Consider the following 13,155-nt stretch of genomic DNA (forward strand, 5'->3'; position numbering starts at 1 on the left):
TCATTTCAAGTCCAGTTAGGATCTGACTGTTTTTGCTTTTAACACAAATGCGAAATCAAACCTTGCCCGAGGTTAACGCAGACGAGATAAGTGTAGCGCCGCAAGACGTCTTATGGCCTTGAAAGGCCACAGGTTTACCTCCATTCAAAACCAAAGGATCACCCTCAGCAATGACGCAGGATACGTGTCCTTTGACCGGACAAATACAGGCGTCTCCCTGCCGTGCTACAGGGATGCCGTGCACGAATGACGTCCCGGAGGCAGCGATTACCTTACCGCCGTGACTAGTTAAGTCATTAAGTCGGATCACACCTTTCATGTTTCTCCTCAGTAAAGGCAAAGAATAAATCGATCAATCCGCTATCCACATCCAGACGGTAATTCCATATGCGGACCCAAGGCTGGCCATCGTTTCGCCAAATTTATAGACACGCTGCACAGCGCCTGGCTCCATCGGCTGCCATGTGCCAGCTTTCGGACAGGGTTCGCCTGCTTTGGCTCGCAACTCTTGACCGATCTCGACATGTCGACCTGACAGCATAACGGGATGCCAGGATGTGGCTATCGCAACTGTTTCAGGTGATGAGAATATGGCTCCCTCACTTTCGCGCTCGCGTTCTTGCACCGTTTTGGTAACTTGATACACGGGTTGCATTCTTAACCCTTCGATAGCGAACGTCAGGCTATGCCCTTCCAGTCCAACCGATGGATACCAAACGCCAGTCCAAGGTACTTCTTCTCCAGTTCGGCAGACTACGGACCAGTCAATCACACATTCCGGCAATGGATTCGGCAATGTTTGAAATGATCTCTTGTCATGCAACGATGTGTACGATTGATAGGCCTTGACGATTTTATCTCCAGGAAATCCACCATCATCATTACTACCTTCGGGCCACTCTGGATCCGGATCAAAAAAGCTATCTGCGCCAACAAATGCATTATCGAGCGCGTGCGATATCGATGAGTCATATGCCAGCAGCCGACTTAACCTTATCCCGCTGAATTCCTGGTATTGGGCATCTGTCATCCAGCTATGCAACGGCTGTTCCATCATGCCGCGCGCATCGCCCCTCATGCAATCCGAGATTTTCCAGATAAATTCGTAATTACCCTGCCTTGCTAACTGGGCACCCAACCTGAATTCATTTGCTCGTTGCTTAAACTTATCAAAGATTTGATTATTTCTTCCAAGATTCGCTACATCGCGCAAACCCAAAATATTTTCAAACCATTCCGCTATTTCGTCGCATTCGCTTGCTGCTGCTGCGAAAAATTTTGGTGATGAAAAAAATTTCCAGATGGCGGCTTCCAGATGCAGATTTCGCATATGTTCTTTCGGCAAAAGACAACTTCTTAAGATCAGCGCTCCGCCACCCAGCACCACACTGTGATTCCATATGCAGATCCAAGATTAGTCATCGTTTCGCCAACTTTGTAGACTCGCTCTGAGGCGCCAGGCTCCATCGGCTGCCAAATACCAGCTTTCGGACAAGGTTCACCTGCTTTTGCTCTAATTTCTTGATCAGCCTGGACGTAACATTCCGACGGTACAAGCGGGTGCCAAGTAGCGGCTACTGCAAGTGTTTCCGGACTTGCGTATGAACTCTCTTCGGTTTCGCCCTGTTCCGAAGGCTTGATAACGCGATATGCGGGTTGCATCCTTAAGCCTTTGATAGCGAAGGTCAAACTATGGTGCTCCAATCCAGTACTGGGATACCATACGCCTGTCCAAGGCACCTCGTATCCGGTCTGGCACGCGATTGACATGTCAACCACGTATTCCGGCAACGGATCTGGAATCCTCACAAATAATGGATATTTGGACGAATTGGCGTATTCGTTAAACCACTCAACAATTTCTGCTCCTGGAAAACCATTATCCTCACATTCCTCCTTGGAAAATTCATCAAGGAAGCTTTCTGCTCCACCCATCGCATTGTTAAGGGCGCTTTCGATTTGCCCAGCATAGAATAGAAGGCGGCTAATCCTAACGCGTTCGAATTCCCTATACTCAGCTTCGGTCATCCAGCTGTGCAACGGCTGCTCCATTATCCCGCGAATATCGCCGTTAATGGAACCGGCAACTTCCCATATCAGCTCGTAGTCGCCAAGCTTGGCCAATTCGGTGCCACGCCTAAAATCGCGGGCACGCTGTTGGAATTTGTCAAACATTTGATTGTTCCGGCCAAAATTAGCGACGTTACGTGAAATAGCCAAGGCACCGAACCATTCCATTGTCTCCTCACACTCACGTGCAGCGGCTTCGAAGAATTCCGCCGAAGTAAACAAATACCAAATGGCGGCTTCCAAATGTAGATTTCGCATTTATTCTTCCCAAGTGTTCAGTATTAATTTAAGGTAATGTGGGAACAGTCAAAAGGATGCGCCTGGCCTCTTCGGGCGAGTAGTCTGTTGCCCCCCACCCGGTTTCAAATGGCCCTTTAATACGTGGCTCTGTTATTCTTGAACGTATTTTCGTGGGAACCACCTCTCCGGTAACGTCAGTAAACTCTATCCGTTTATCGGGACTACCCCCGGCCATAATAGATTGTCCTGTATCAGGATCAACTCTCGGCATTGCTTGAACCATATCATCGCGCCTACCGGGATAGAAAACAATTTGCTCATGGCCACCCTCTAAATAATAGTCCGTCCCCTCGAGCTTTTGGCTACCTGCCGGCCCCTTCCAAACAGGCAATGTGTCCCCAGCTTTAACCTCATACTCCACATACCAACCATTTTGGTTCCATTCTGGTTTTACTGCAAATTTGCTACGCCACTCATCCCTATTCTTGATCGCCTTGAATTCTGCTTCAGATATCCAGAAAATTCCGCCTCCCTCATTGGAAGGATCGACAATGCGATAAAGCTTGGTCGGCCCCGTAATCGCGGCAGCGCGCATCCCGCCTCCCTTCCTTGAGAACGTACCAACAACCCAATCTTGAATCTTCGGGTGATCTGGATGTGCTCTTAACAACGCCTCAAATTTTGAATTTGTAAGTTTCAGAGGAGGAAATGCCATCGTTTTTGTTCGTTTTTTGACCCACTTCGGCGGCTTTGCATTGATTAACTTTGCCGACCCCGATTCTGTAATCGGTGCAATCCATCCCCGATTAGTCCGACGGATTTCTGCCCGCCACGCTTGATCATCCAGCTTTTTGGCAACGACCTTCAGCACGGCACGCACCGGCTGAGTGAACTCTTGTATCGTCTGAGCGATGACACGCCGTTTTGCATCAATGAATTTCAGAAGGTCGTCGATCGGCTCGCGGATGTTACTTGGCACAATTGACCGTATTTTTTGCAGCAGCTTCTTCAGATCGTCGAATTTTTCATTCAGCAAGCTGCTCAGCTTTGCAGGGGTAATCTTTTCCGTCGCCTCGCGAATAGTTTTCGCAACGAACTTGTAGACATCCGGCAGTTTGCCATTCGTCGCCCATTGCACTACCCGGTTGTGCTGCAAATACTCGGTGATTTTCGGAAGCGCGGTATCGCAGGCGCGGTTGGCGGCCGCTACCAGTTTGCTGGTATTATTGATATCGTCGGCATGCTTGATCAGTGGCTTCAGATAGACCCAGACCAGGCGCAGGACACTCTTGACGACAGTGCCAAGTTCCGGAATGAACCCGATGACCGTTGTTGCCATGAAGAACAAGGTGATCTTGTTCGTCGAATCCTTGCGGTATTGCCGGATATTTGCGATCAGATCGCGTATGTCGCACAGGGTATCGACAACCGGAATCAGGGAAACCACCATGTCGAATCCGATCTGCCCGGTTGACCGCTCCGCATTGAAATCACCCTGGAGTGCGCCCCATATCCACTCACCCAGTCCTACGTCATTGGGCTTTTCCTGTCCGTGGACCTGATTTAGCCCTTCCAGTGTTTCGTCAGCGCCTGCCATTATTCGCCTCCATGAGTGCGTGGCGCATTCACCATGTTTGGCTCTTGGGCTACGAGTGGATCGAGCTTGGCCAGCAGGTCGCCGACCGTTGGCCGTGCTTCGTCTTTTGCCGACGGCGAGTTGTGATAGACGACCTTGTCGATCGTGTCGGGAAGATTGCGCTCTTCTGCCGTGCCATTGCCGTCGAGCGTGCCTTGTTTTTTCTGGCCGTTCGCGAAATGCAGGGTGTACGGCACGCCCGCCATGGCTGCGCCTTCATAGCCATCCAGGTCGAGTTTGAGCCAGTTGGTGTGTTCAGCTGCCGGAAAAAATGGCAGCTCTGCTTCTTGCCGGGCGGGTCCATCCCATTTGTGCATGCCAGCTTTGACAAGAAAATCACCCGCGCACCGCTGCTCGATTTTGCCGTCCGAGATCTTGATATAAGCACCGCCGCATGACAGCGTCAGGCTCTTTTTGGCGGCAATCACGATCTCGCCTTGACTGGCAGTGATTTTCACGTCGCGGTCTGCTGCGATGCCGATACTGTCCTGCTGCGCCTGAATGTCGAGTTTGCCGGCACGCGCAATATGCTTCATGCCATCCTGGTGCGCAAACAGCGAGATGCCCTTGCCCGCATTGATATTCACGCGCTGCCCGGCGACCGCCTGAATATGTTGTTGCGCCATGATGTTTTGCTGGCGGCCGCTATAGCTGATGGACGAGTTCGGAGTAGCATTGACGAAGCCACCTGCGGCGTATTGCGCAATCAATGGCTCGGAAATTTGCCCTGCCCCTTCGGATTGCGTATTACTGCCTTGCTCGGCATTTTTCAGGTTGTCCGCCAACTCTTGATGCACGGCTAGATCGACCGGCATGGCCTGGTGCTGCTCGGCGAACTCGCCCAGCTCCTTGAGAAGCCCTTGCGAGCCTTCGAGCAGCGCTTCCAGCGGCTCGCGCTCCAGCTGTTTGCCCGCCGCTCCCAGCATTGCCTGGGTCGTCAGCAACATCAGCCGCGCCGCACGCAGCACGACAGACTGGTCGCTTCGCAACTCGGCCCCTTCGCCACGCGCCTTCCCTTCTCCACCGCATCTCGGCTGCGTCAACCATCCGAGGTTCAGTTGACTATGTCCATGCTCGCTGGCCAGCTGCGTACTGATTTGTCCGGGAGTGTCGTCCAGCCGTAGCTGGTTATAGCGCATGCCTTGCACTTCCTTGCTCTTGATCCCAGCAAGAAAGCGGTTGCCCGGTAGCTCACCCGTATGGCTGAACGTTGGTGGAGGCGTCGTCCCGCCGTAGACACGGCCTACGACGATCGGCTTATCCGGGTCGCCGCCCAGAAAATCCACCAATACCTCATCCCCGACCCGGGGCAGACTAATACTGCCCCAGCGGTCGCTTGCCCATTGCGTGGCAACGCGCACCCAGGCCGAATCCCTATCGCTATTGCTGGCGCCGGCACCGGCCCCGCCTTGATGGTCTTGCTCGCGCGTTCCGGGAAAGCGCAGCTTGATGCGTCCGTGTTGGTCGCAGTGGATCTCTTCGCCAGGCGGGCCGACGACCAATGCGGATTGCAATTGCACGCGCGGCAAATCGACACGTGGATCATAGGCCGGCACGATCGGTACACCACGCCTTACGCAAATGAAGCGGTTGGTGTATTTGACATCGCGCTCGTCGCTTGCCTGTTCGAGGCCACTCTCCGCTCCAGCATGGCGCCAGCCATTGGCAGCAAACAGGCGCTGCGCCCGTTCATCGATGTCTCCAGGAAGATTGTTTTCGGCAGCGACCGAGAGTTCCGTAAGCACAAACTCGCGTTCGTCGTCTGGATGTGTGTCGATCTCCGGGTGGTCATCGAGCTTGAACCATTGCCCAACACATAAATCACGCACGCCGCTTTCGCCATGAAAGCATTTGGCTTCATATTCATGACGCCGAATTCGCAGCTCTCCCAGCCGGCGATAATCGTTGCCGTCATCACGGACGTATGGAGAATCGATCAGGTAGTCATCCAGACTGAACGCAAATTGATTTCCCGCTTCGCCTTGTTTCATGGTACTAGGCAATTGAGTCAACATCATCCTGCCTTGCAGGTGATCCCAGCTTTGCCGGGTGATGCTGCCCGCACTCAACGTGCGGACAGCGCTCCAGTTGATGACGCCATCACGCGCCTCGGTAGCGGCATCGCGATGAAAGCGCACTGTCCCGGCAGCATTCTGGGCCAGGGATTGCGGCGCATCGAACAGTACAAGTGTATGGACAGGCGTGGCCGATCTGCTGGACTTGCCAAATTGGCCCGGCCGCATGAACCAGGCGATCCCCTCCCGCTTCCACAGTCGGCGAAGAAAGGCAGAATCCGACTCGTTATGTTGTTTCGTGAATTCTCGACCAGAATAGCTTTCGGCAATGCCGGAGGTATCGATATCAAACGTCGCAGCCAGGATCGGATTGATGTTGCGCCACTCGCGCACCAACGCTGTGGATATCTCGATGACGTTCATATCGCGAAATATGCGCGTATTAATGCGTTGATGCATCAACGTCAACGCATCGCGCACTACCAGCTGATAGGTGGCCAGTCCGCCATCACTTTGCCCGGCTGCTGCTTGCTCCACGATGCCGCACACGGAGCGCAACTGACCACGGTCGGTAACAAATTGCAGCTCTGCGGGCAATGCAATGAAGTCTTTCAGCGGAATGGCTGCTTGCTTCGAAACGCAGTGCAATTTGTATTCAATGCCGCTGCAAAGAGCTTCATGGCCAGTGACATGCTTGACAAGTATCACATCGTCCAGGACGGCTTGTTGATGCCACAAGCGCAAGCGGATTGGACGATTCGACTGGGTCAGATCGGATGACAGCTTGATCTCGTTCAGCAAATTCATATGAGATTTCTTCCTTTAAAAAGATCTACTCAAGAAAGTGCCATGCAGAACACCTGCATACCTTGACCAATGTCATTGCCGCTTTGAAAGAGTTTCCTTCCTCGCTCATCCACCAGCTTTTGTGGTTCGGTTAGTGAATGGTTCCACCCGCGACCACTGCGCCACGCCCCAGGCAAACTCGGGAACCAGCAGCAGCCACAGTACCGGTGCATCGGCCTGCGCCAGTCCCCACACCATGCAGCCCGAGAACAGGAAGCGCGCCACGCCGTCATGGCGGCCGAGCAGCAGGCTGGGCGTGCGCAGGCGCAGGAAGGACCAGACCAGCACCACGCTGCCCAGCAGACCGCCGATGAACATGTGAAATGGCGCAAACGCCGGCAGCGCCGCGCCGCCGAGTTGCTGGTTCAGGTACGACATCAGGCCGTGCCCGAGCGGCAGGGTCCAGGGTGTGGCGAGCGCGCCGGTCATGAGGACGTCGTAGGCGGCGCTGGCGCGCACCAAGCAGGTGTAGGTGGAAAGGTGCATGGCTGGTCTCCGGAAGTCGAGATCGGATCATCAACCCTGGAGTACACTCGAAGGTCAAGCAATTTTGGAGAGCGCATGCGCATCGGCGAACTGGCGGCGGCGACAGGCCTCAGCCGCGACACCCTGCGGTTCTATGAAGAGCGCGGCCTGCTCGGCGCGCGCCGCCGCGCCAATGGCTACCGCGACTATCCGCCCGAGGCGGTGGAATGGCTGTGCTACCTGCGCAGCGCCCAGGCGCTCGGGTTCACGCTGGCCGATATCGAGGCGGGCATGCCGCTGCTGGCCGATCCGGCAAATGCGGGCGACGAACTGCGTGCGGCCCTGGTGCGCAAGCTGGGGGATATCGATGCGCGGATTGCGGGGTTGGTGCAGTTGCGGGTGGCGCTGGCCGGCAAGATCGATGATGTAGGGGCGGATTGTCCTTTGCGCCCTGCCTGATTTCGTATCGAAACGTACTCGCAAGCGTTGCAGTGTGCAAAGGTACGACCGCGTGGGCTGAGCCCACCCTACGGACCGCGCCATTCAAGTACCACCATGCACATCGAATGTGAAACGTCAGTCGCGCCGATCAACCGATGTAATTGAACAGCGACAGACTCGACATCGTCTTGAACGATTTCTGCGCCGCTTCCAGCGTCGTCTGCTGGGTCGCGTACTGCGAGATCGCCTTGACGATGTCGAGGTCCTGCAGCTTCGACAGGGTGGCGTCGTACTGGATGCCGAGGTCGGAACCGGAGCTGTCGAGGTAGTCGAGTTCCTTCATGCGCGAGCCGACCGAGGCACGTACCGTGAGGATGTTGTCGAGCGAGGATTTCAGGCCTTCGCTGGCCGTGTTCAGCTTGTTCGACAGCGTGGCGCGGCTGTTGGTGTCTTCGCCGGAGTCGCGCAGTGCATTGACCAGGTTGGTCATGGTGGTAAAGATCGATTCCTTTTCGCTCGGCTTGACTTCGAACTTGTCGCCGTGGGCCGGGGCGCCGGTGATCGAGAACGAGGTGCCGTCGAAGGCGATCTGCTTGCCGCTCACATACGGCTCGTCGGCCAGCACGCTGCTGTGCGGCGTGGTGCTGGTATCCGTCACGCTGTAGGTGGTCACCGCCGGGGTGCCGGCGACCTTGAATTCAAGCGTGTAGTTATGGCCGGTCAGTTTGGAGGAGTCGGCGACGGAACCGGTGACGGCGACCGCGCCGCCCTGGTTGCCGTCGACCATCCTGGTCTGGTAGCTGCCGTTGCCGGTGCGGTTGTTTTCGAAAATCGAACTGCCCGAGTCGCTGATCGCGATCGCGCGCGAGGAGCCGACCTGGAGTTTGCGCTGGCCCTGGTCGCCCTGGTAGGCGGCACCGCTGTCGGTCTGGATGAAGGGGGCCGTGGTGCCGCGGTAGCCCGAGAACAGGTAGCCGCCCGAACCGTCGGCGGTATTGGCCACGCCCAGCAGATCCTGCATGCGCCCTTCGATCTCGGTGGCGATCATCAGGCGGTCCGATTTCGACAGCGTGCCGTTGCCGGCCTGGACCACCAGGGTCTGCACATCCATCAGCAGGTCGCCGCTGTCGCTGAGCGCGCCTTCGACCAGCGACAGCGAGCTGTTGGCGTTCGAGCGGTTGGTGGCGTACTGCTCGTTGAGCGACTTCGACTGGGTCACCTCCAACGCGCGCGCCGAGGCGATCGGATCGTCGGCCGCGGTCAGCATGCGTTTGTTGGTGGCCAGCTGCATCTGGGTGCGCGCCATGTTCGACTGCAGCGTGTTGAGCTGGGTCGTCGCGTTTTCGTAGATGCTTTTTGTGCTGATGCGCATGGCTTACTCCTCGTGGAACGCTTAGCGTCCGATCGACAGCAGCGTGTCGAAAATGGTATTGGCGATCTGCATGACCTTGCCGGCGGCCTGGTAGGCCTGCTGGTACTTCAGCAGATTGGTTGCTTCCTCGTCCAGGTTCACGCCCGAGACGTCCGAGGCCGCGCCCTGCACCTGCTTGAGCAGGGCCTCGCCGGCGCTGGCATTGACCTGCACTTCGCGCGTCTTGTTGCCGACCGCGCTGACGGTCTGGGCAAAGGCCGACTGGTACGTTGCGCTGCCGCCATTGAAGATGTTCTTGGTCTGCAACGCGCCCAGCGCCTGGATGTTGCGCGTGTCGGCGGTGCCGGCGGTGTTGGCGTTGACCGTAAAGGTGTCGCCCTGCTGCGGCACGCCCGACAGCGTCAGGTTCACGCCGGAAAAGCTGTAGCTGGCGCCGGACTTGAAGGGCGCACTGCCGCCCGTGTGGGTGGTCGTGGCGCCGTTCAGGGTCATGGTGACCGTGGCGCCGGCCGGGAAGCCGGTCAGCTGGCCGCCGCCGGCGGCGTCGAAACCGAGCGACACCGGCAGGCTGGGCGGCGCCGTGAAATAGTTGGCGCTGACGCTGCCGGCGCTGACCTGGCCAGTGCCCTTGTTGGCGATCGGCGCGGCGGTGGCGATCGGCGAACCGGCCGCGATCTGGCTGACGTCCGACAGCGCCACGCCGAAGCCGGAAGCGCCGTTCGCGGTCGGGCGCACCAGGTAGTTGTCGCCCGCGGCGGCGTTGCCGGAAAAGGAAAACTCGACGCCGTCGATGGTGCGCGTGGTGCCGCCCGGGTTGTACGGATCGACCTTGGTGCGCTGGTTGTCGGACAGGCGCGTGACGAAGAAATTGCTGCCGTCGGACTCGACCTTGTAGTCGCTGTCGGTCAGCTGGGTCGGATCGGTGACGACGGCGCCGACTTTACCGGTGCTGGTACGCGCATTGTCGGCCGCCGCGCTGACAAACGCCGGCGCCTGCACGAAGAAATCCTTGCCCTGCTGGCCGCTGCCGTCGATGCCGAGCTTGTGCTGCGAGTTGAAGGTGAACGCCATGCCGATCGCCAGGCGGCCGATGGAATTCTGCACACGGTCGAGCGTGCCGCTGCGGAATTCGAGCAGACCGCCCAGTTCGCCGCCCGACAGCGCGTTTTCCGGCAATTGCGTGACCTTGTCGCCGGTGACGTAACCCACGGTCAGGCGCGTGAGGTCGGTCGGCGTCTGCATCGCCGCCAGCTGAAAGGCTTGCTGGCCCACGACCAGCGGCTGGCCGTTGCCGATCGAGACGTTGTAGGCATTGTTGCTGCCGGCGGTGACGCTGGCCTTCACGTGCTTGTTCAGCTCCATCACGATCTGGTCGCGCTGGTCGAGCAGGTCGTTCGGTGCGCGGTGTTCGATCGATCCGTAGGAGCCGATCTTGACGTTGATCTCGGCAATCTGCTTGGCGTAGGTATTGATCAGGTTGACGTTGGTTTCGATCTGCGTGTTCACGCCGGCGCCGATTTCTTCCAGGCGCGCGTCGATCTGCTGGAAGCTGCCCGCCAGCGTTTCCGACGAGGACAGCAGCGCCTGGCGCGACGGGATCGAGGCGCCGTTGCCGGTCACGTCCTGCACGCTCGAGAAAAAGTTCTGGATCGCCGGCGACAGGCCCGAGGTCGTATCGGCCAGCAGGTTGTCGATCTGGCTGATCTGCGAGTAGTACGAATCGAGCGACGAGGTCGAGGCCGTGGCCGTGCGCACCTGGTTGTTCAGGAAATCGTCGCTGTAGCGCTTGATCTCGGCGACCCGGGTGCCGGTGCCGACGAAACCGGCGCCCGTCTCCATCGTCGTCGAATTGGCCTGCACCACGCCCTGGCGGCTGTAGCCTTCCACGTTGGCGTTGGTGATGTTATGGCCGGTCGTCGTCAGCGCGGTTTGCGCTGCGAACAATCCGCTTTTGCCGATGCTGAGGAGGTTTCCGGACATGATTTTCTCTGGGTGACTATTCTTCTACGGCAGCAAATTCAAGAACTTGAGCTTTAAATACTGACTGTTATTCTTATGCCAACGAGTGCTTGATGATCTTCGACAGCTTGGCGCCATACTGCGGATCGGTCGCGTAGCCGGCGCGCTGCAAGCCGTGCGCAAAGGCGGAGGCGTCGCCGGCGTGGTCGAGCACCTTTTCGTAGCGCGGGTTATTCGCGATCATGCGCGCGTAATCCTTGAACGAATCGGCCGGGGTGTCGTAGGCGCGGAACTTCTCCACTTTCTGGTGCGCGCGGCCGTTCACGTATTCGGTGGTCACGGCGGTGGCGACCTTCCCTTTCCAGTTCGGGCCGGCCTTGATGCCGAACAGGTTGTTCGCATTGCTGCCGTCGGCATTGCGGATCATGCGCTTGCCCCAGCCGGTTTCCAGCGCCGCCTGGCCGAGCATGAACTTGGCCGGCACGCCGGTAACGGCTTCCGCCTCGGCCGCGTGCGAGCCGAGCTTTTCCTGGAAGGCGCGCACGTGCGGTGCCTGGGTACGGCCGCTGGCGCTGATACCGTTGGTCTGGGCCGCGCCCTCCAACCCCTTCAACGGGCCGGACTGCTTCTGCAGCATCGGGATGTCGATCATGCTGGCCGCGCCATTGGTGCCCGCGGCGCCGTCGGCGCCGCCACCGATGGCCAGCGCCTTGGCATCGTTCTGCGCCGACAACTGGCGCACCAGCACGTCGGCCAGGCCCATGCCGCGCTTGGACATGTTCTGGCTCAGCTGCTGGTCGAGCATCGAGGTGAACATCTTGGTCTGCTGGTTGTCCATCACCCCTTCCGACGGCGTGGCGTCGCGCATGCTCTTCATCATCTGGTTGATGAACAGCGCCTCGAACTGCTGGGCGGCGCCGCGCGTGGCCTCGGCGGAACCCGCCTTGGCGGAACGCTTCAGGTTGCCGAGGCCCTGGGTATCGAGCGCGAAGCTGCTGTTGACGTCGTTGCGGGAAGGAGTCATCGACATGGCGGCTTAAATGATTTCGAGTTCGGCGCGCAGCGAACCGGCGGCCTTCAGGGCTTGCAGGATGGCGAGCAAGTCTTGCGGCGTGGCGCCGATCGAGTTCATTGCCTTGACGACTTCCGCCAGCGAGGCGCCGCCTTTCACCAGCAGCACCTTGCCCGGGTCTTTCTTGACTTCGACGGCGGTCGCTGCCGTAGCTGGATCGGAACCGACCGTCACCGACAGGTTGCCGTGCGAGATGGCGCAGGTGTCGAGTTTCACGGCCTGGTTCATCACCACCGAACCGGTGCGCGCGTTCAGGATCACCTTGGCGGCGGCCATGGCCGGCTTGACCTCGACGTTTTCCATCAGGCCGATGAAGCTGACGCGCGCGTCCGACGAGGATGGGGTGCGCACGCGGATCACGCGGCCGTCGAGCGCGGTGGCGGTGCCGACGCCGAACTGGTCGTTCAGGGCGCTGACCACGCGGCTGGCGGTGGCGAAATCGGTCTTGTTCAGTTCCAGGCGGATCTGGTTGTTTTCGCCCAGGTTCGAGGCGACCGCCTTCTCGACGGTGGCGCCGCTCGAGATCTTGCCGACCGACAGGTGATTGACCTGCACCTGGGCGCCGCCGGCCGCGGCGCCGACGCCGCCGACCAGCACGTTGCCCTGCGCCATGGCATACACCTGGCCATCGGCGCCATGCAGCGGCGTCATCAACAGGGTGCCGCCGCGCAGGCTTTTCGCGTTACCCATCGACGACACCGTGATGTCGAGGTTCTGGCCCGGCTGGGCAAATGCCGGCAGCGAAGTCGTGACCATCACGGCGGCGACGTTTTTCAATTGCAGCTGACCGGTCGGCGGCAGGTTCACGCCCTTTTGCTGGAGCATGGCGATGATCGACTGCACCGTGAACGGGGTCTGGCTGGTCTGGTCGCCGGTACCGTCGAGGCCGACCACGAGGCCATAGCCCGACAACTGGTTTTCGCGCACGCCGGCGATGCTGGCCATGTCTTTCAGGCGCTCGGCCTGGGCGGCTGGAGCAACGGCGGTCAGGGCGGCGCAGAGGGCCAGCAGCGGGAAAGCGAAACGCATGGTCATTTCC

General features: G+C 58.6%; 11 protein-coding genes. 1 reads left to right on the top strand and 10 read right to left on the bottom strand.

What is annotated here, in order from left to right; all coding sequences use genetic code 11:
- Nucleotides 1–55 precede the first annotated feature (55 nt).
- The 6 genes from AC56LG_RS05415 to AC56LG_RS05440 all read right to left on the bottom strand — a co-directional run bounded on the left by AC56LG_RS05415 (nt 56) and on the right by AC56LG_RS05440 (nt 7,293).
- On the bottom strand, nt 56–319 hold the full coding sequence (locus AC56LG_RS05415; protein WP_497165101.1) for a PAAR domain-containing protein: 264 nt from the start codon (nt 317–319) through the stop codon (nt 56–58).
- Nucleotides 320–352: 33 nt separating this feature from the next.
- A complete protein-coding gene (locus AC56LG_RS05420; protein WP_497165102.1) occupies nt 353–1,345 on the bottom strand; it encodes a hypothetical protein in 993 nt (330 codons plus the stop codon).
- Between the two features lie 17 nt (nt 1,346–1,362).
- A complete protein-coding gene (locus tag AC56LG_RS05425) occupies nt 1,363–2,328 on the bottom strand; it encodes a hypothetical protein (protein ID WP_497165103.1) in 966 nt (321 codons plus the stop codon).
- 28 nt (nt 2,329–2,356) lie between these two features.
- Nucleotides 2,357–3,907, bottom strand: coding sequence for a hypothetical protein (locus AC56LG_RS05430; RefSeq protein WP_497165104.1), 1,551 nt, complete (start codon nt 3,905–3,907; stop codon nt 2,357–2,359).
- Entirely contained in the window at nt 3,907–6,768 is a 2,862-nt protein-coding gene (locus AC56LG_RS05435; RefSeq protein WP_497165105.1) for a type VI secretion system Vgr family protein, read from the bottom strand. Before AC56LG_RS05435 ends, AC56LG_RS05430 begins: the two co-directional genes overlap by 1 nt.
- A gap of 105 nt (nt 6,769–6,873) precedes the next feature.
- The gene (locus AC56LG_RS05440) at nt 6,874–7,293 is read right to left on the bottom strand and encodes a hypothetical protein (protein WP_497165106.1); all 420 of its coding nucleotides are present in this window, start codon (nt 7,291–7,293) and stop codon (nt 6,874–6,876) included.
- Between the two features lie 75 nt (nt 7,294–7,368).
- Here AC56LG_RS05440 and AC56LG_RS05445 point away from each other — a divergent pair, with 75 nt between their 5' ends.
- A complete protein-coding gene (locus AC56LG_RS05445; protein ID WP_497165107.1) occupies nt 7,369–7,731 on the top strand; it encodes a MerR family transcriptional regulator in 363 nt (120 codons plus the stop codon).
- Nucleotides 7,732–7,861: 130 nt separating this feature from the next.
- On the opposite strand, the gene flgL is transcribed toward AC56LG_RS05445, so the two are convergent.
- The 4 genes from flgL to AC56LG_RS05465 form a co-directional block, all read right to left on the bottom strand.
- Nucleotides 7,862–9,085 carry a flagellar hook-associated protein FlgL gene (gene flgL / locus AC56LG_RS05450; protein WP_497165108.1) on the bottom strand — a complete coding sequence of 408 codons (1,224 nt, stop codon included), beginning with the start codon at nt 9,083–9,085 and terminating at the stop codon, nt 7,862–7,864.
- A gap of 21 nt (nt 9,086–9,106) precedes the next feature.
- Nucleotides 9,107–11,065, bottom strand: coding sequence for a flagellar hook-associated protein FlgK (gene flgK, locus AC56LG_RS05455; protein ID WP_497165109.1), 1,959 nt, complete (start codon nt 11,063–11,065; stop codon nt 9,107–9,109).
- A gap of 73 nt (nt 11,066–11,138) precedes the next feature.
- Nucleotides 11,139–12,068 (bottom strand): flagellar assembly peptidoglycan hydrolase FlgJ, encoded by a 930-nt coding sequence (gene flgJ, locus AC56LG_RS05460; RefSeq protein ID WP_497165110.1) that lies wholly within the window; start codon nt 12,066–12,068, stop codon nt 11,139–11,141.
- 12 nt (nt 12,069–12,080) lie between these two features.
- Nucleotides 12,081–13,145, bottom strand: a complete 1,065-nt coding sequence (locus AC56LG_RS05465; RefSeq protein WP_497165111.1) for a flagellar basal body P-ring protein FlgI — start codon at nt 13,143–13,145, stop codon at nt 12,081–12,083.
- Nucleotides 13,146–13,155: the final 10 nt, after the last annotated feature.

It is taken from the genome of Telluria sp. ZB2R32, assembly GCF_059685715.1.